Source organism: Alteromonas sp. ABE4_545 (assembly GCF_056161325.1).
In genome coordinates this window covers 195,530-211,901 of the sequence record NZ_JBSWYY010000005.1, presented here as the reverse complement: position 1 = coordinate 211,901, position 16,372 = coordinate 195,530, and the positions used below count along the sequence as shown (strand labels likewise).

The following is a 16,372-nucleotide window of genomic DNA, read 5'->3' as shown; positions in this document are numbered from 1 at the left end:
GATGCTTAAGCGAAGTAAGATTTGCCTTCGGCTGCCAATTGGCGAACACCGTCAGAAATCTGGTAAATCGGACCTAATTCAGCGTACTTGTCAGCCAATGCAACAAAGTTCGCTAATCCCATGGTTTCGATGTAACGGAAGATACCACCGCGGAACGGAGGGAAGCCTAGGCCGTAAAGTAGCGCCATATCTGCTTCGGCTGCACTATCAACAATCCCTTCTTCCAAGCAACGAATCGCTTCGTTCGCCATGGGGATCATTAAGCGTGCAATGATGTCTTCTTTGTCGAAATCTTTGCGTTCGGCAGACACGTCAGCAAGTAACGTGTAAGCTTCTTCTGCTGGGGTTTTTTGAGGCTTGCCACGCTTGTCGACACCGTGGTTGTAGAAGCCCTTGCTGTTTTTCTGGCCTAGACGTTCGTTTTTGTACATCAAGGTTACAGGGTCGTTATCCAATCGCGCCATACGCTCTGGAATACCCGCAGCCATTACGTCAGCGGCGTGATCGCCTGTGTCGATACCCACTACGTCCATCAAGTAAGCAGGGCCCATGGGCCAGCCAAAGATTTTCTCCATCACTTTATCAACGGCAACAAAGTCAGCGCCATCAAGTAAGAGCTGGCTGAAACCAGCAAAGTAAGGGAACAATACACGGTTAACCAAGAAGCCTGGGCAGTCGTTTACAACGATAGGCGTTTTACCCATTTGTAGGGTAGCAGCCACAACAGCGTTAATCGTGTCTTCTGACGTCTTTTCGCCACGAATAATTTCAACTAATGGCATGCGGTGTACAGGGTTGAAGAAGTGCATACCGCAGAAACGCTCGGGCTTATCCATGTTCTCAGCAAGCTGATTGATAGAAATTGTCGAGGTGTTTGAACAGATGATCGCATCATCAGCCACATACCCTTCCACTTCTTTCAATACAATGCCTTTCACTTTTGGATTTTCAACCACCGCTTCAATGACAATATCTGCATCTTTCAGCGTGCTGTATTCAAGAGTTGGCGTAATAGCGTTCAATGTGGTTGCCATTTTTGCAGCATCTACTTTACCGCGCTGCATGCCTTTGCCGAGAATTTTCGCGGCTTCTTTCAAACCAAGATCAAGCGCGCCTTGGTTGATATCTTTCATGACAACCGGTGTGCCTTTAACCGCACTTTGGTAGGCAATACCGCCACCCATGATGCCAGCACCCAGTACCGCTGTTTGCTTAATCGCTTTGGTTGAAGCTTTTGCTTGTTTTTTGCCTTTGCCTTTTACTAACTGATCCGCAAGGAAAATACCAATTTGCGCTTGGGCTTCGTTGGTTTTTGCTAGTTTTACAAAACCTTCGTTTTCAAGCTTCAAAGCACCGTCGCGGTCTAGCGTTGAGGCTTTCTTAACGGTTTCTACCATCATATGTGGCGCAGGGTAGTGTTTACCCGCTTGCGCGGCAACGAAAGCGGCAGCGGTAGAGAAGCTCATCATGGCTTCATTGATGTTCAGCTGTAGCGGTGCTTTCTTCTGCGCACGGCGGCCAGCCCAATCGAACTTGCCTTCGCTGGCATCTTTCAACATAGATACAGCAGCGTCTTTTAACTTTTCAGGTGCAACAACAGCATCAACGGCGCCTTCGGCTAGCGCTTTTGCGCCTTTGCGATCACGACCTGTGGTCATCCACTCAAGGGCGTTGTCAGAACCAATCAAACGCGGTAGACGAACCGTACCACCGAAACCAGGCATAAGGCCCAACTTCACTTCAGGAAGGCCAATCGATGCGGTGGTATCAGCAATACGCATGTCACAGGCTAAAGCCATTTCACAACCGCCACCTAGTGCAAAACCGTTTACTGCAGCAATAGTAGGGAAAGGAAGATCTTCAAAACGATCGAAAACTTGTGACGTTTTAGCAACCCAGGCTAAAACTTCTTCTTCTGGCTGGTCGAAAAGTGCAGTAAATTCAGTGATGTCAGCGCCAACAATGAATGCAGATTTGGCGCTGCGTACAACTAACCCTTTTACATCGCTGTCTTTCAATGCAACGGTGGCTTCATCCAGTTCGCCCACCGTTTGGCGGTCAAACTTGTTTACAGAACCGGCAGCGTCGAACACCAGTTCGGCAAAACCGTCGTCCAACAGTGACACTGTTAGACTCTTGCCTTCGTATATCATTCTCTTCTCCTTCGGCATATGGCCTGGGTGAAATTACGTCGAACCGGACGACTCAACTGGCCCGACAAGTGTAGGTGGCTTGATTCTTCACAAACCCAGCAGAAATTTCAACAAAAATTCAAACAAGTGTTTCAATTTTATTATCAAAATGGCGCTCAAAGCCCAATATTCAAGTTGTTATCACATTATTTTTGTTATTAATGTCCATCATAGGCGCTTATCTAACGCGCAATATCCGTCAGACAATGAATGGGAGCAATCATTCGATGAGTAACATCACTTGTCTGATCTTTCACTCGTTTTTGTGTTGTATAATGATAGTCGATAGACGCAAAGAGATGGATTTTTCTAAGCCGATGTATCCGCAACAATCAGTGAGTATCACGACAGGGGGAGTTATGCGGTGTCTAAGGAGGGTAATGTTGGCATGTGGGTTGAGCGTCTTCTCAATATCCGCACTGGCCAATTTATCCACCGATAGCGAACAAGAGAACGCGAGTGAACAACGTCAGGCCTTTACTGAGCTTGAGGAAAAGCTACGCGCGACTGCGCGCAGTAAACTCGATACGCTTGAGCCAGAGCTCGCAGCCCTAGCTGATTACCCCTTGTATCCTTATCTCCAACGGTTGAAATTACAACGTCAAATCTCATTGCGAAACGAAGCCTCAATTGGCATGTTTTTACATCAATATGGTGACACTTCGTTAAGCCGCCCATTGCGTAAAGACTGGCTAACATATTTAGCCAAAAACCGAGAAAAAACACGTTTTATTAATGACTACGCACCCCATTTAGGTGCCGAGTTAGAATGCTATTATCTCAGCTTTCAAATTGAGTTGAGTGGAGAGCCAGACAAATATCTTCAGCAGGTTTTACCTTTGTGGCTAAGCGGGCGATCGCAACCTAAGTCTTGCGATCCGGTATTTCGTCAATGGCAGCAGGCAGGTATGTTAGATATCGATGCCACGCTTGATCGCATTAAGCTGGTCGTTAACGGTGGCGATCGCGGATTACTGCCCTACCTCACCCGTAAACTTCCTGCCTCGCATCAGTATTTGGCGCGATTGTGGAGCGATATCAAGCGCCAGCCATCAATCGTGATGAAAAAATCAAAGTTTCCGTTGAAGTACAAAGATTACGAGTCTGAATTACTGACCACAGGCTTAATCAAACTCGCCTGGCAACAGCCCAAAAATGCCATCAAAGCGTATTACCTGTGGCAACCCAAAGGTTTATTTTCCCAGCGCCAACTCAATGGTATTCATCGAGCCATTGCCTTGAGTTTAACCCTCGCCAATGAAGATGCGGCGGGAGAGTGGCTGGCCAGAGCAAATACGCCGAGTGCTGATGATGATGTGCGCCATTGGCATTTGGCCTATATGCTGCGTCAACGTGATTGGCAAGGCGTGATGGCTGTCATCGACAGTGCGCCAGATGATGAAAAGTCTCAAAATGCCTTTCGCTATTGGTTAGGGCGGGGCTTAGGTGCGTTAGATGCTGAAGCGCAAGGTAACGCAGAGTTGCAAGCGCTAGCGAATGAGCGCCACTACTACGGGTTTATGGCAAGCGCCAAGTTAGCTAAAGCGCCCCATGTGGTGAACCAGCCCGCTCAGGTGTCGCTGCAATCCTTACTCGAAATTTCAGCCCATCCGTCGGCTCGGCGTGCCCGTGAGCTATTTTTATTGGGGCGTTTTCTCGATGCAAGACGAGAATGGCGTGATTTACAGTTGTCGTTATCTCAAGAGAAAAAGCTGATAGCCGCCGTACTGGCTAGTGAGTGGGGGTGGTATGATCAAGCGATATTTGGCTTCGCCCAAAGTGGTTATCTCGATGATATCGCGCGCCGTTTTCCCATGGCTTTTAAAACTGAAATAGAAACCAAAGCTAAATCGATGGCCATTGACCCCGCCATGGCAATGGCGATTGCTCGGCGAGAAAGCTCGTTCATGGTCGATGCCGTTTCACCAGCGGGTGCGCGAGGATTAATGCAAGTGATGCCGAATACCGCGAGTTATTTGGCGTCGACGAAAGTGTCGAGTCGCACCTTATTTGAACCGGAACAGAACCTAGACTACGGGATTCAATACTTAAAATACCTGTCGGATAAACTAGGCGATAATCCCGTGCTGATATCGGCATCGTACAACGCGGGCTGGCGCAAGGTAAAAGATTGGTTACCGGATACCGGCAGTGTTCCCGTTGACGTGTGGATAGAGAACATTCCTTATCGAGAAACACGTCATTACGTAAAAGCTATTTTGGCGTACCGGTATATTTACCAGTGGCAAATGGGGCAGCCTCCGTCGTTATTTGACTCGTTAAGCCGTATGCAAATTACGCCTGACAGTCTGACTTTAGTGCCCTGACATGATAATCTGAGAGTCTAAAATACATAAATAAAGTACAACGACAGAGGGCTTATGACGCCATTCGCTGAAACTTACCAACAGCATATCGATGAACTCCAGCGCCGCACCCGTGAAGCCTTACAACGGGAAGGGCTAGATGGCTTAGTTATTCATTCGGGGCAGAGCAAACGCCTCTTTCTAGACGACAATCATTATCCGTTTAAAGTAAACCCTCAGTTTAAAGCTTGGGTACCTGTGGTAGACAACCCTAACTGTTGGTTGGTAGTTAACGGTGTAGACAAGCCTAAGTTGATTTTTTATCGCCCTGTTGATTTTTGGCACAAAGTTCCCCCTGAACCTAATGATTTTTGGACCGACGCGGTCGATGTTGTGCTGTTAAAGCAGCCTGATATGGTAGAAAAACACCTGCCTTACGATAAAAAAGGTTATGCCTATATCGGGGAGTACATTGAAGTCGCGAGTGCCTTAGGGTTTGACAATGTGAACCCCGACCGCGTGTTGCATTATCTGCATTATCAACGCGCCTACAAAACAGATTATGAATTGGCTTGCATGCGAGAGTCGAATCGCATTGCGGTAGCCGCCCATCAGGCTGCTGAAAAAGCATTTTGGGCGGGGGCTAGTGAGTTTGATATTAACCTTGCCTATAACACTGCAGCACGTCAGGGCGACAATGATGTGCCTTACACGGGAATTATGGCGTTAAATGAACACGCTGCTATTTTGCATTACATGCAATGTGACACGGTAGCGCCTAATACTTCTCGTTCATTTTTGATCGATGCAGGTGCTAACTTCCACGGTTATGCGTCGGATATCACGCGTACTTATTGCAGTGATGATCACGCATTTAAAGATCTAATTCGCTCGGTAGATGGGTTAACTCTGTCGTTGGCTGGGTTACTTAAACCTGGTGTGAATTATGCCGACATTCACTTAGCTGCTCACGCTGGCATTGCGCAGATCCTGCACGATTTTGAAATTGTTAATCTCAACCCTCAAGACATTGTCGAAACGGGAATTTCACGCACCTTCTTCCCTCACGGTATCGGCCATTTCTTGGGGCTTCAAGTGCATGATGTGGGCGGTCTGGTTGCAGATGACAGAGGCACACCTTGCCCGGCGCCAGAGGCCCATCCGTTCTTGCGCTGTACGCGTGATGTAGAGGCCCGCCAAGTGTTCACGATAGAACCAGGTTTGTATTTTATCGATAGTTTATTGGCGGAATTAAAAGCCACGCCAGATTCGAAGTTTATCAACTGGAATACGGTTGAAAACTTCCGTCCTTACGGTGGTATTCGTATTGAAGACAATATCATTGTGCATCGTGATAAAAACGAAAACATGACTCGAGACCTAGGTCTGGCGTAAGTCATAAACCAAGGATGGACAATGAGCCAAGCGTTAATTGAAGCAGTTGTGATCGCGCTCGTGGCCGGGCTTGCCATGCCTGCGGGTGGGCTACTTGCACGAGTGAAGGGCTTTCAACCAGATTGGTTAGAGGAAGAGTTACGCCACAGTATTCTGGCACTGGGTGCAGGAGCTTTAATTTCTGCTGTTGCTTTGGTATTGGTACCTGAAAGTTTGCCGGACATATCGGGCTGGATGGCATGCTTATGCTTTTTTGCGGGAGCATTGGCGTTTATGGGGCTAGACATTTATCTGGCTCGACAGCGCTCCCAAGCCAGCCAGTTGGCGGCTATGCTAAGTGACTTCATTCCCGAATCAATAGCGCTTGGGACAACCGCCGCCTTAGGGGGCAGTACTTTATTACTCGGTGTGTTAATCGCAGTTCAAAACTTACCTGAAGGGTTTAATGCGTATCGTGAGTTAGAAGCGTCTAAGCGAGATGCGAAGCGCGTAAAACCTTCTTTAAAACTCGTGTTTATTTTTACGCTCATGGCATTACTAGGCCCGTTGGCCACGTTAGTGGGGTATCACTGGCTATCAGTATATCCTGCTTGGGTTGCGGGAATCATGTTATTTGCCGCGGGTGGAATACTGTATTCCGTGTTTCAGGATATTGCGCCCAATATTCGGATGGAAAAACATTGGGCGCCACCACTGGGGGCCGTTATCGGTTTCCTCATTGGCATGTTGGGTTTGATATTGGTGGATTAATTACAATCCACCTGACTCATTGAATGCTCCCCCATTAATGCCATGCGCTCTTCTTTACTTACCCACATTGGGGGGAGTGCCTCAACAACAAGTTGATAGTCAGATGCTGTGGTGTCTTCATCTGCTGTGATGGCAGAAATATAAACAATACGTAAATCAGGGTTGAGTTTGAGTAACTCAGCACCAGTTCCAAGACCGCCAATAACATGGAAGCGCCCAGCAACATGCAATACCTTGCGTTCAGGATGCGCGGCCAAGTGAGTTGCTATTGATTCTGCCATGGTGGCATCCCAAGTCATTTGAGCGCCGAACATTTTCACAATGCGCGATTCTGGTAAGGCCATACCGTGCATATTGCCAAGAAACTTTTGACGATAGGGTGAGTCGCTAACGTCGATATTTTTCGCTACGAGGGCTTTGCGTTCATCGTCCAATGCTTGTATGTATTCAGGGCCTTGGCGGCCGACACACTTAACAATATTTCGCGGCGCATTTGCCGCAATAACCGGTAATTGGTTTTGACGGGCTATTTCGACCAACGGGCGGTAATCGCTTTTGTAATTATCCCACGCTTGGGTGTTTTTCAATAAGCTAGACTCGCCAATTTCGCCAGCTAAGTAGCGATCTAGTTCTGCTTGGTCAGCACGTGTAAATTGTTCCATCGACAGGGTAAGTGGCTGAGCTTGAGCCGCAAGCTGTGCCATTAGTTTCGCCTGAAAAAGATGAACGGCAGGGTGAGCATGCCATTCGCCAACCATTACCACATCAGCATCTTCAATGTCATTCAGCAACGTCGCCATCGATATGGGTTCTCCCGCTTTATTACGCAATTGGTAGTCATAAAGCGAAGGAACGGAATCAGAAGCTTTCGGAGTTTGAGAAAGGGGAGCTTGAGTGGTTTGGCATGCGGACAACATGAGTACACTCAAACAAAGAGGGAGTAGCGACAGTGGAGCACGTAGTAGCGTCATTTTATATACTAGTGATGTGAATTTGGGCTCTATTATATGGCAGGCTCCTCAATTCGCAATGATAATGATTTTCAATTCATTATTGTGGTTAGCCACAAACCAGCTATACCAGCGATGCCAGCATAGAGTAACAATACCATGGCGGTGCGCTTGAGAATGTCGCCGTCGGCTTTGCTCAAGCCCAATATAGACGTAACGGCCACAATATTGTTGATACAAACCATATTTCCCATCGCTGCTCCAACTGATTGCAGTGCTAAAACGGTTGTGGGGGAGATGTTCAGTTGTTCGGCGATTGCGAGTTGAATGCCACCGAATGTCAGGTTGGAAATCGTGGCAGATCCAGAAAAAAATGTTCCTAAAGCCCCTAATAAAGGCGCAAACATATCCCATCTTGAGCCAGTGAGTTGTGCCAAATTGTCACCGATCAGTGCCACGGGCGAAGAGGCGTCTCCCAGCATCATTACGTTCACAAATACTAAGGCCCCCATCAAGGCTAGACATGGCTTTGCCATTTTCTCACACGTGTGCAGTGCCACTTGTTTAATCGCCCCCTGCTTGAACCAAAGTAACGTGATAACAGCAATAACAACAAATGGGATAAACGACGGTACGTAAAGCACGCTGTGTGTCCAGCTTTGATCTGTCATCAGCAGGTTATTTAGGCTCACCACCAATGCCGCACTGATTTTTAATACACCGAATTGCCCGAGTTCAACGGTCCAAGAAGGTTCAGCTAATTGCAGCAATGACTTAATACCCAATTGATGAATGCGGGTAACGATTAACACCACAACGGTGCCCCACAGTGGAAAGGTTGCTTTTAATAACGTGGAGAATGTGAAGGAAGTAGCGGACGTTGCATCAGTTTGGGGCGGGCTGGTATGAGGCAAGCCAATGTTAAACTTTGCCAGCATAAGCGTTAAAAATAGGCCGATTAGCCCGCCAATGAGTGAAGGAAACTCTGTACTGACAAGGCTGAGAAACAAATAAGGCAGCACACAGCTGAAAACCGATAACAAAACAAAGCCAAAGCTCTGTTTAATCTGAGTCAGGTTACCAAGCATAAAATACAACGCAGCAATGACGATAAAAGGCGCAGCGAAGGTGTTGATCAACGCAGCTTGCCATGCGATATCTGCAAGCGCGGCATCGCTGAGATTCAGTACCGACAAGCCAAACCAGATTGGAGTACCAACTGCGCCGAATGTAACCGGGATGGTGTTGAGTACCAGACAAAATATGGCAACGCGTACTGCGTTAAATCCCAAACTGTACAAAATGGGCGCTGCAATTGCGGCTGGAGTACCAAAGCCACTAGCTCCTTCGATAAGAAATGCAAATGCCCAACCTATTATCATTAATTGAGCAACAGGGTGGGTGCTGATGGTATTGAGCCAAAGACGAATGATATCAAGTGCTCCTGATACTTCCATTGCTCGAAAGAGAAAAATCGCGCCAGCGATAATGCAAATAGGGGTGAGGGCCATTAGTAGGCCATTGAGTACTGTTGCATGAAGGGCAACGATGTCGTGCTGATAAACAGTAACAGCAACGATATACACAACCACCGCACACAGAGGAAGCGCTCGATTAGAAGCCATGCTGTTTTTCTTACTCATTAAGTAGATGAGCAAGACAATGGGGAAGTAGGCGAAAAATAGTGACAGCATCATGCATAAGAGTCTGAAACGTCCTGTTTAATTAGTATACAGAAGGAAACAAGCCTGTGAAGTTTTCTCTGTTGTAGCATCTTACACGCATCGTTTTGATGCACTTCACTGGATATTTCACGTGGCTTTGCTAGTTTTTTTAAACGTCTTTCGGGAAAACAGATAGCTGATTCGCCAGCGCCTATGCGTGGTGAGTAGGCTAATTAATCTGGCAAATCGTTATTTGAGGCCATCGAAATATATGCAAACGATCTCTATACACAACAGTGGTTTTGAAACTGTATACCGAGATTCAAAGGACGGTCTAGGTATTTTTAAAGATGATGTCTTTATCGACTGTAATCAAGCAATGTTGGATTTATTGGGGTGTGATAGCAAAGCGCAATTTATTGGTAAAACGCCCTTCGATTTTTCGCCAGAATTCCAACCGGATGGTCGGCGTTCAGACGAAAAAGGGCTAGCCCTGATCAACCAGTGCATTGAAGAGGGCAGTTTACGTTTCGAATGGGTACATAAAAAAATTGATAATTCAGATTTTTGGGTCGAAGTCATCATTACAAAAATGATGCTCAATGGCGAAGTGGTAGTACATGCAAACTGGCGTGATATTTCAGAAAAGAAAAAGCTCGAATTAGAAACCCAAGCGCAAAAAGACACGTTTGAAACCTTATTCAATGAGTCTGTTGATGGCCTTTGTTTATTAACCAGCGAATGTTATCTCGATTGCAATAAAGCGTTTTTGCACTTACTTGGCTTTTCTCGAAAAGAAGAAATCATTGGCCTTACACCTATGGATATTTCTCCCGAATATCAACGAGACGGCAGGGCATCAGCAGAAGCGGCAAAGGAAATTATAGACACCGCGTTTAGCAAGGGCAGCATTCGGTTTGAGTGGGTGCACAAAAAGGCCGATGACTCGGAGTTTTGGTGCGAAATTATCGTATTTAAAATAACGCTAGGTGGTGAAGAAGTACTGTATGCCATCACCCGAGATATTTCTGAAAAGAAAGCGTTAGAACTTGAAATTGCCGCCCAGAAAGCCACGTTTGAGACCTTGTTTAATGAATCGGTCGACGGTTTGTGTTTACTGACGAGCAAGCATTACCTCGATTGTAACAAAGCGTTTTTGGCCCTCTTAGGCTTCACTCACAAAGAGCAGGTAGTGGGGTTAACTCCCATCGATATTTCCCCCGAATATCAACACGATGGGCGCGCATCTGCCGACGCGGCGAAAGAAATTATCGGCCATGCTTTCACCACGGGCAGTGTGCGATTTGAATGGGTACACAAAAAAGCGGATGGGACCGAATTTTGGTGTGAAATCATCGTGACCAAAATTAATTTGAATGGTGAAGATGTTTTGTATGCCATTACCCGTGATATCTCTGAAAAGAAAAAGTTGGAGTTTCAAATTATTGAGCGAAACGCCGCGCTTAAGTCGTCGAACGACAATTTAGAGTCAATGATTATTGACCTGAAACAAACACAAGAAAAGTTGGTTGAGTCGGAAAAAATGGCGAGTTTGGGGTCGTTAGTGGCAGGCGTCGCCCATGAGATTAATACCCCAGTAGGGATTGGGCTAACCGGTGTCACACAACTTATGGAGGAGTGTACTGATATTCGCCAACGCTATGAACAGGGCGGGCTCACTCCCGATGACTTTGAAGAGTTTCTGAGTAGTGCTAATGAAATCTCCGATATTGTGAAGAAGAATTTAGTTCGCACAGCCCACCTTGTTAGAAGCTTTAAGCAAGTTGCGGTAGACCAAACCAGCGATGAAGACCGAGAGGTTAATCTTAAATTTTACATTGATGAAGTTGTATTCAGTCTCGCGTCTGTTTTGCGCAAAGCCAATGTTGAGGTATCGGTCGACTGTGCGGATGATATTACGGTGATTACAAACCCTGGTTACATTTCGCAGGTGTTAACCAATTTAATAGTGAACTCTGTGAATCACGGCTTTTGTGATCGCGGTTCTGGCGCTATCAGTATTGCGCTCACAGAGCGAAAACCCACCGAGTTTCTCTTGGTTTACAAAGATGATGGAAAGGGCATCAGTGAACAGCATGCGCCGAAAATTTTTGACCCATTTTTTACCACGCGACGCGGTACAGGCGGTACCGGATTGGGCTTAAATATTACCTACAATATTATTACCAATGCGTTAGGTGGCTCAATTGTATGTGAGTCGAAAGAAGGGGAAGGCGTAACCTTTACTATTGTGTTCTCGGTGGCTGACCGCATCGCCTAAACGACATCAATTGAGTAATAATAATGCTTTATATTGTGTGCGGCCGAGGCGTTCAGGCCGCAGCGACACACAATAAGAGATAGGGTCAACAACAAGGGTTATGACTGACGGTCAACAGCAATATGAGCCAATGCAATTAAGGCTTGTTTGTAATCAGAATCAGGAATAACCGCTAATGCTTCTATGGCCATATCGGCCTCGGCTTCGGCTTTTTCACGAGTGTAGTCGAGCGAACCGGTTTGCTTCATTACGTCAACAATACGGGCTAAGTGCGGCAGACCATTGGCGTTTTCTATTGCATCGCGAATAAGTGCGGCATCTTCAGGGGCGGCATTCCACATGGCGTGTAGCAGTGGTAGTGTGGGTTTTCCTTCTGCTAAATCGTCGCCGGCATTTTTACCCATCTCTTCACTGCTCGCAGCGTAATCGAGCATGTCGTCTGCGAGTTGAAACGCGGTGCCTAAGTGCTTGCCGTAAGCGAGCATGGCTTGCTCTACCTCATCGCTTTGGTTAGTGATAACCGCAGCAAGTTGGGTAGCCGCTTCAAACAAACGAGCGGTTTTGCCGTAGATAACGGCGAAATAGCTTTCTTCGGTGGTGTCGGGGTCGTTACAGTTCATCAACTGCTGAACTTCGCCCTGTGCGATCATGTTGGTGCCGTCGGATAATATCTCCATTACACGCATACTGTGCAGGCTCACCATCATTTGGAATGATCGGGTGTATAAAAAGTCACCTACCAGCACGCTGGCTTGGTTACCAAATACCGCGTTTGCCGTTTCTCTTCCTCGGCGCATTGTCGACTCGTCAACCACATCGTCATGGAGCAATGTTGCGGTATGAATAAATTCGATAATGGCGGCCAATGTGTGATGTTTGGTGGTGTCAACGCCAAGTGCGCGAGCAGCCAACACAGTTAACAACGGGCGCAAACGCTTGCCGCCACTGTTCACAACGTAGAAGCCTAACTGATTAATGAGTGCAACATCTGAATCTACCTGGTCTTGAATCAGTTTGTTAACAGCTTGCATATCGGCTTCAGCAAGGGCACGAATTTGATTTATATCCATGAATCGGTCTGAGTAGGGCACCAAGTTTCGAATGGGGCTGATTGTACCTGATTCATTTAGGGTATCCACCCACATACTCAAAATAATGAGAAAACTAACGTATTTATTGATTTATTTGTCGAATTATAACTTTTCTGTGCGATAATTGGGGCCTTTAACGGCAGTGAAGTGACTGACTTTTGCGATTATTTCGGTTAGCAAAACCCTATTTTTAAAGGCTTTGTCATCGAAATGGTTAATTAGTGCGAAAAATAATCGAATTTTGTGTAATTTGGCCTTGAGATCGCAGGATGTTTCACGTACAATTCGCGCCCTGTTTTTTGAATTGAAGCGTCATAGGACGCAGAGCGGAGTTTAATATGTACGCGGTTTTCCAAAGTGGTGGTAAACAACACCGTGTGGCCGAAGGCCAGACCGTTCGTCTCGAGAAGATCGAGGTCGCCCAAGGCGATACTGTAGAGTTTGATAACATTTTGATGGTTAGCAACGGTGAAGACGTAAAAATCGGCACACCTTTCGTTGCTGGCGGCAAAGTGACTGCAGAAGTAGTTGCGCACGGACGTGGCGAGAAAATTAAGATCGTCAAGTTCCGTCGTCGTAAGCATCATCGTAAGCAAATGGGTCATCGTCAGTGGTTCACTGAAGTGAAGATCACTGGTATCACTGCATAAGAGGAGCACGAACACATGGCACACAAAAAGGCTGGTGGTAGCACCAAAAACGGTCGTGATTCAGAAAGTAAACGTCTAGGCGTTAAGCGTTTCGGCGGTGAATCTGTACTTGCTGGTAACATCATTGTTCGTCAACGTGGTACGCGTTTCCACGCAGGCGACAACATGGGTATCGGTAAAGACCACACTCTTTTTGCTCTTTCAGACGGTAAAGTTAAGTTCGAAGTTAAAGGACCTAAAAACCGTAAGTTTGTGAGCATCGTTGCTGAGTAAGCACGAGTGTAAAGAACGATGAAAAAACCCCGCATCTGCGGGGTTTTTTGTTTATGCGTAGAGGGACTGCGGTTATCTGCGTTATAATTAACGAAAGCAATAGGTAATCTCGGTCGCGAAAAGCAGTATTGATACGCGGGTCGATAGTTTTTTGAGGTAAACATGAAATTTGTAGATGAAGCAGAAATTCGAGTTGAAGCCGGTGATGGCGGCAACGGCGTTATCGGCTTCCGTCGTGAAAAGTACGTCCCTAGAGGCGGCCCTGATGGCGGCGACGGTGGCGATGGCGGCAGCGTGTTTCTCGTTGCTGATGAGAATTTAAATACCTTAATCGACTATCGATTCGAGCGCTTTCACCGTGCTGAGCGTGGCCAAAATGGTCAGGGCAGCAACTGTAACGGTCGTGGCGGTAAAGATTTAGACGTAAGCGTACCGGTAGGTACTCGCGCCACCGATGCTGACACCGGCGAAGTGCTGGGCGATTTAACCAAGCACGGACAAAGATTAAAAGTAGCTCAAGGCGGCTATCACGGTTTGGGTAATGCGCGATTTAAAAGCAGTACTAACCGCGCGCCACGTCAGAAGACCAATGGCTCACCGGGTGAGATCCGCAACCTAACACTAGAGTTGATGTTGCTTGCTGATGTTGGCTTATTAGGTTTGCCAAATGCGGGTAAATCAACTTTTATTCGCTCTGTTTCTGCTGCTAAGCCTAAGGTTGCCGATTACCCTTTTACTACCTTGGTGCCTAACCTAGGCGTTGTACGTCAGGATTCAATGCGCAGCTTTGTGATCGCCGATATTCCAGGGTTGATCGAAGGCGCGGCAGAAGGCGCAGGCTTAGGTATTCGCTTTCTAAAACACCTAGAGCGCTGCCGTATCTTATTGCATCTAATAGATTTGATGCCGGCCGATGGCTCAGACCCTGTTGAAAACGCAAAAACTATTATCAACGAACTAGAGAAATACAGCCCTAAACTGGCTGAAAAACCGCGTTGGTTGGTATTCAACAAGGTGGATCTGCTACTTGAAGAAGAAGCCGATGAGCTGTGTCAGAAGATCAAAGAAGAGTTGGAATGGGAAGGTGAAACTTACCAGATCTCTGCGTTCCAACGTTTGAATCTCGACCCACTTTGTAAAAATATCATGGATTTTATCGAGTCGTTGCCAGATGACATGCTGGAAGAAGCAAGCAAAGAAGACACTGAATTTAAGTGGGACACCTACCACAAAAATACATTAGATGACTTCGACGACGAACTCGATGATGATGATGACTGGGATGAAGACGACGATCATCCGAATGTGGTTTACACCAACGAGTAAACACACCTCAATAAAAATACCTAAGCCCGAGTTTTACTCGGGCTTTTTTTTGGGCCTTATCGCTTGTAAATCAGTCTGCGCGAAAAAATCTAAACTGAAAGTCATTATCGAACAGTATTGTTCGATATCGAACTTACCGATGCTTTAACAAAGCGCTTTATTTTCCTATCTTGTTGTTATTATTCTATTTTTTGTTTTGGCATGACTTTTCCATTATCTAGTGTAAATGGATATGGCAGAGCAATATGAAAATAGAAATAGCACAGAAAAAGTCACTTAAACACAGGTATGCAATAGGCTTAAGTGTTGTTGCATTATTGAGTGTTGCCTTCTTCCTTAATGGTAAAGATACACTGACTGTTTCAGCGGAAGATGTAGCGATATTGGAAGTTAAAAAAGGGAACCTCGACTTATTTAGTCAGGCATTTGGCGAGCTGTTTTCAGAACAAGAGCGACTGCTAACATCACAAGCGTCGGGAAAAGTGGCGGAAATCTATTTACGGCCCGGCACTGAAGTTAAGCCCGATACGGTGATATTGTCACTGACTAACCCAGAGTTGAATCAGTCTTATCAGTCAGCCTTAGGTGACTACAACGCACGAAAAGTAAAGTTAGAATCATTTGAACTCGAGCAACAAAACGAGCGGCTGGACTATCAAAGTCGCATGGCCGACATTGAAGCGGCTTTAGAACGAGCACAGCTTGATTTAAGCGTTAATACCCAGCTTTCTGAGCGCGGCGTGTCTGCAAAGCTTGAAATTCAGCGTGCTGAACTGGCAGTTAAACAAGAAAACAAGCGACTTGAGTTTGAAAAGCAAAAATATCAACACTTCCTTAAGGTACAAGCATTTCAGCTCAAACAGCGTCAAATAGAGCTTGAACAGCTAAATCAGCAGGTGGCATTACTGCAACATCAACTTGATGATATGCAAGTTAAGGCTGGTATACATGGCACATTGCAAAGTTTAGATGTGGAAATAGGCCAAGCACTGCCACAGGGCACCGTGTTAGGTCGGGTAGGCTCAGCAGATAAGCTATTGGCTCGATTGCGCGTGCCTCAGCATCAAGCCGACCAAATAACCGTGGGCGCACCGGTCGAGCTGACAACGCGCAAAGGGCAAATCACTGGCGAGGTGAACCTTATTGAATCGGTGGTGAATAATGGTGTTGTTATCGCAGAGGTGCGATTAACTAGCCCACTTCCCGCAGATGCGAGACCATTTGCGCCAGTCACTGGGCAAATCTTTATAAAAACGCAATATGACGCCTTGTACGTCACTCAGCTCGCTGGATTGCGGCCTATGTCGCAACTGGACAGGTTTGTGATAGAAAAAGATCAAACCCAAGCGGTCAAACGACACATTCAGTTGGGTGACCTCACTAAAGGCAAACTCATCATTCAATCCGGTTTAGCTGCTAATGAATCTTTTATTTCACAAATGCAAGATGCGTGGGCGGAATACGACACGATGACAATCAGACAAAAGGGATAAA

12 protein-coding genes are annotated in these 16,372 nt (G+C 46.4%); 8 read left to right on the top strand and 4 right to left on the bottom strand.

The features are described from left to right. Positions 1–5 precede the first annotated feature (5 nt). Positions 6–2,153 (bottom strand): fatty acid oxidation complex subunit alpha FadB, encoded by a 2,148-nt coding sequence (fadB, locus tag ACXAH6_RS07310; protein ID WP_474875988.1) that lies wholly within the window; start codon positions 2,151–2,153, stop codon positions 6–8. A 419-nt stretch (positions 2,154–2,572) separates the two neighbouring features. On the opposite strand from fadB, the gene ACXAH6_RS07305 reads away from it, so the two are divergent. Genes ACXAH6_RS07305 through ACXAH6_RS07295 form a run of 3 tightly spaced genes read left to right on the top strand, consistent with a single transcriptional unit; the run spans position 2,573 to position 6,643 of the window. Then, positions 2,573–4,519, top strand: a complete 1,947-nt coding sequence (locus ACXAH6_RS07305; protein WP_474875987.1) for a transglycosylase SLT domain-containing protein — start codon at positions 2,573–2,575, stop codon at positions 4,517–4,519. A gap of 54 nt (positions 4,520–4,573) precedes the next feature. Next, a complete protein-coding gene (gene pepQ, locus ACXAH6_RS07300; RefSeq protein ID WP_474875986.1) occupies positions 4,574–5,893 on the top strand; it encodes a Xaa-Pro dipeptidase in 1,320 nt (439 codons plus the stop codon). A 21-nt stretch (positions 5,894–5,914) separates the two neighbouring features. Next, positions 5,915–6,643: a ZIP family metal transporter gene (locus ACXAH6_RS07295; RefSeq protein WP_474875985.1), complete on the top strand. Its 729-nt coding sequence runs from the start codon at positions 5,915–5,917 to the stop codon at positions 6,641–6,643. Here ACXAH6_RS07295 and ACXAH6_RS07290 read toward each other — a convergent pair. Both ACXAH6_RS07290 and ACXAH6_RS07285 read right to left on the bottom strand, forming a co-directional pair. Beyond that, positions 6,640–7,614: a ChaN family lipoprotein gene (locus ACXAH6_RS07290; RefSeq protein WP_474875984.1), complete on the bottom strand. Its 975-nt coding sequence runs from the start codon at positions 7,612–7,614 to the stop codon at positions 6,640–6,642. The two genes, ACXAH6_RS07295 and ACXAH6_RS07290, sit on opposite strands and share 4 nt — an antisense overlap. A gap of 71 nt (positions 7,615–7,685) precedes the next feature. Continuing rightward, on the bottom strand, positions 7,686–9,290 hold the full coding sequence (locus ACXAH6_RS07285; protein ID WP_474875983.1) for an L-lactate permease: 1,605 nt from the start codon (positions 9,288–9,290) through the stop codon (positions 7,686–7,688). 238 nt (positions 9,291–9,528) lie between these two features. On the opposite strand from ACXAH6_RS07285, the gene ACXAH6_RS07280 reads away from it, so the two are divergent. Then, positions 9,529–11,538, top strand: coding sequence for a PAS domain-containing protein (locus tag ACXAH6_RS07280; RefSeq protein WP_474875982.1), 2,010 nt, complete (start codon positions 9,529–9,531; stop codon positions 11,536–11,538). A 98-nt stretch (positions 11,539–11,636) separates the two neighbouring features. On the opposite strand, the gene ispB is transcribed toward ACXAH6_RS07280, so the two are convergent. Then, complete coding sequence (gene ispB, locus ACXAH6_RS07275; RefSeq protein WP_474875981.1) at positions 11,637–12,608, bottom strand: octaprenyl diphosphate synthase; 972 nt, start codon at positions 12,606–12,608, stop codon at positions 11,637–11,639. Between the two features lie 359 nt (positions 12,609–12,967). On the opposite strand from ispB, the gene rplU reads away from it, so the two are divergent. From rplU to ACXAH6_RS07255, 4 genes are all read left to right on the top strand, one after another. Then, complete coding sequence (rplU, locus tag ACXAH6_RS07270) at positions 12,968–13,279, top strand: 50S ribosomal protein L21 (RefSeq protein ID WP_474875980.1); 312 nt, start codon at positions 12,968–12,970, stop codon at positions 13,277–13,279. 15 nt (positions 13,280–13,294) lie between these two features. After that, positions 13,295–13,552: a 50S ribosomal protein L27 gene (gene rpmA / locus ACXAH6_RS07265; RefSeq protein WP_474875979.1), complete on the top strand. Its 258-nt coding sequence runs from the start codon at positions 13,295–13,297 to the stop codon at positions 13,550–13,552. 162 nt (positions 13,553–13,714) lie between these two features. Continuing rightward, positions 13,715–14,878 carry an Obg family GTPase CgtA gene (cgtA, locus tag ACXAH6_RS07260; protein ID WP_474875978.1) on the top strand — a complete coding sequence of 388 codons (1,164 nt, stop codon included), beginning with the start codon at positions 13,715–13,717 and terminating at the stop codon, positions 14,876–14,878. Between the two features lie 245 nt (positions 14,879–15,123). Next, positions 15,124–16,371: an efflux RND transporter periplasmic adaptor subunit gene (locus ACXAH6_RS07255; protein WP_474875977.1), complete on the top strand. Its 1,248-nt coding sequence runs from the start codon at positions 15,124–15,126 to the stop codon at positions 16,369–16,371. Position 16,372 lies beyond the last annotated feature (1 nt).

Excerpts from the sequence above, each read along its gene's own strand:
- fadB (WP_474875988.1), bottom strand. The coding sequence starts at position 2,153 with ATGATATACGAAGGCAAGAGTCTAACAGTGTCACTGTTGGACGACGGT.
- ACXAH6_RS07305 (WP_474875987.1), top strand. The coding sequence starts at position 2,573 with ATGTTGGCATGTGGGTTGAGCGTCTTCTCAATATCCGCACTGGCCAAT.
- pepQ (WP_474875986.1), top strand. The coding sequence starts at position 4,574 with ATGACGCCATTCGCTGAAACTTACCAACAGCATATCGATGAACTCCAG.
- ACXAH6_RS07295 (WP_474875985.1), top strand. The coding sequence starts at position 5,915 with ATGAGCCAAGCGTTAATTGAAGCAGTTGTGATCGCGCTCGTGGCCGGG.
- ACXAH6_RS07290 (WP_474875984.1), bottom strand. The coding sequence starts at position 7,614 with ATGACGCTACTACGTGCTCCACTGTCGCTACTCCCTCTTTGTTTGAGT.
- ACXAH6_RS07285 (WP_474875983.1), bottom strand. The coding sequence starts at position 9,290 with ATGATGCTGTCACTATTTTTCGCCTACTTCCCCATTGTCTTGCTCATC.
- ACXAH6_RS07280 (WP_474875982.1), top strand. The coding sequence starts at position 9,529 with ATGCAAACGATCTCTATACACAACAGTGGTTTTGAAACTGTATACCGA.
- ispB (WP_474875981.1), bottom strand. The coding sequence starts at position 12,608 with ATGGATATAAATCAAATTCGTGCCCTTGCTGAAGCCGATATGCAAGCT.
- rplU (WP_474875980.1), top strand. The coding sequence starts at position 12,968 with ATGTACGCGGTTTTCCAAAGTGGTGGTAAACAACACCGTGTGGCCGAA.
- rpmA (WP_474875979.1), top strand. The coding sequence starts at position 13,295 with ATGGCACACAAAAAGGCTGGTGGTAGCACCAAAAACGGTCGTGATTCA.
- cgtA (WP_474875978.1), top strand. The coding sequence starts at position 13,715 with ATGAAATTTGTAGATGAAGCAGAAATTCGAGTTGAAGCCGGTGATGGC.
- ACXAH6_RS07255 (WP_474875977.1), top strand. The coding sequence starts at position 15,124 with ATGAAAATAGAAATAGCACAGAAAAAGTCACTTAAACACAGGTATGCA.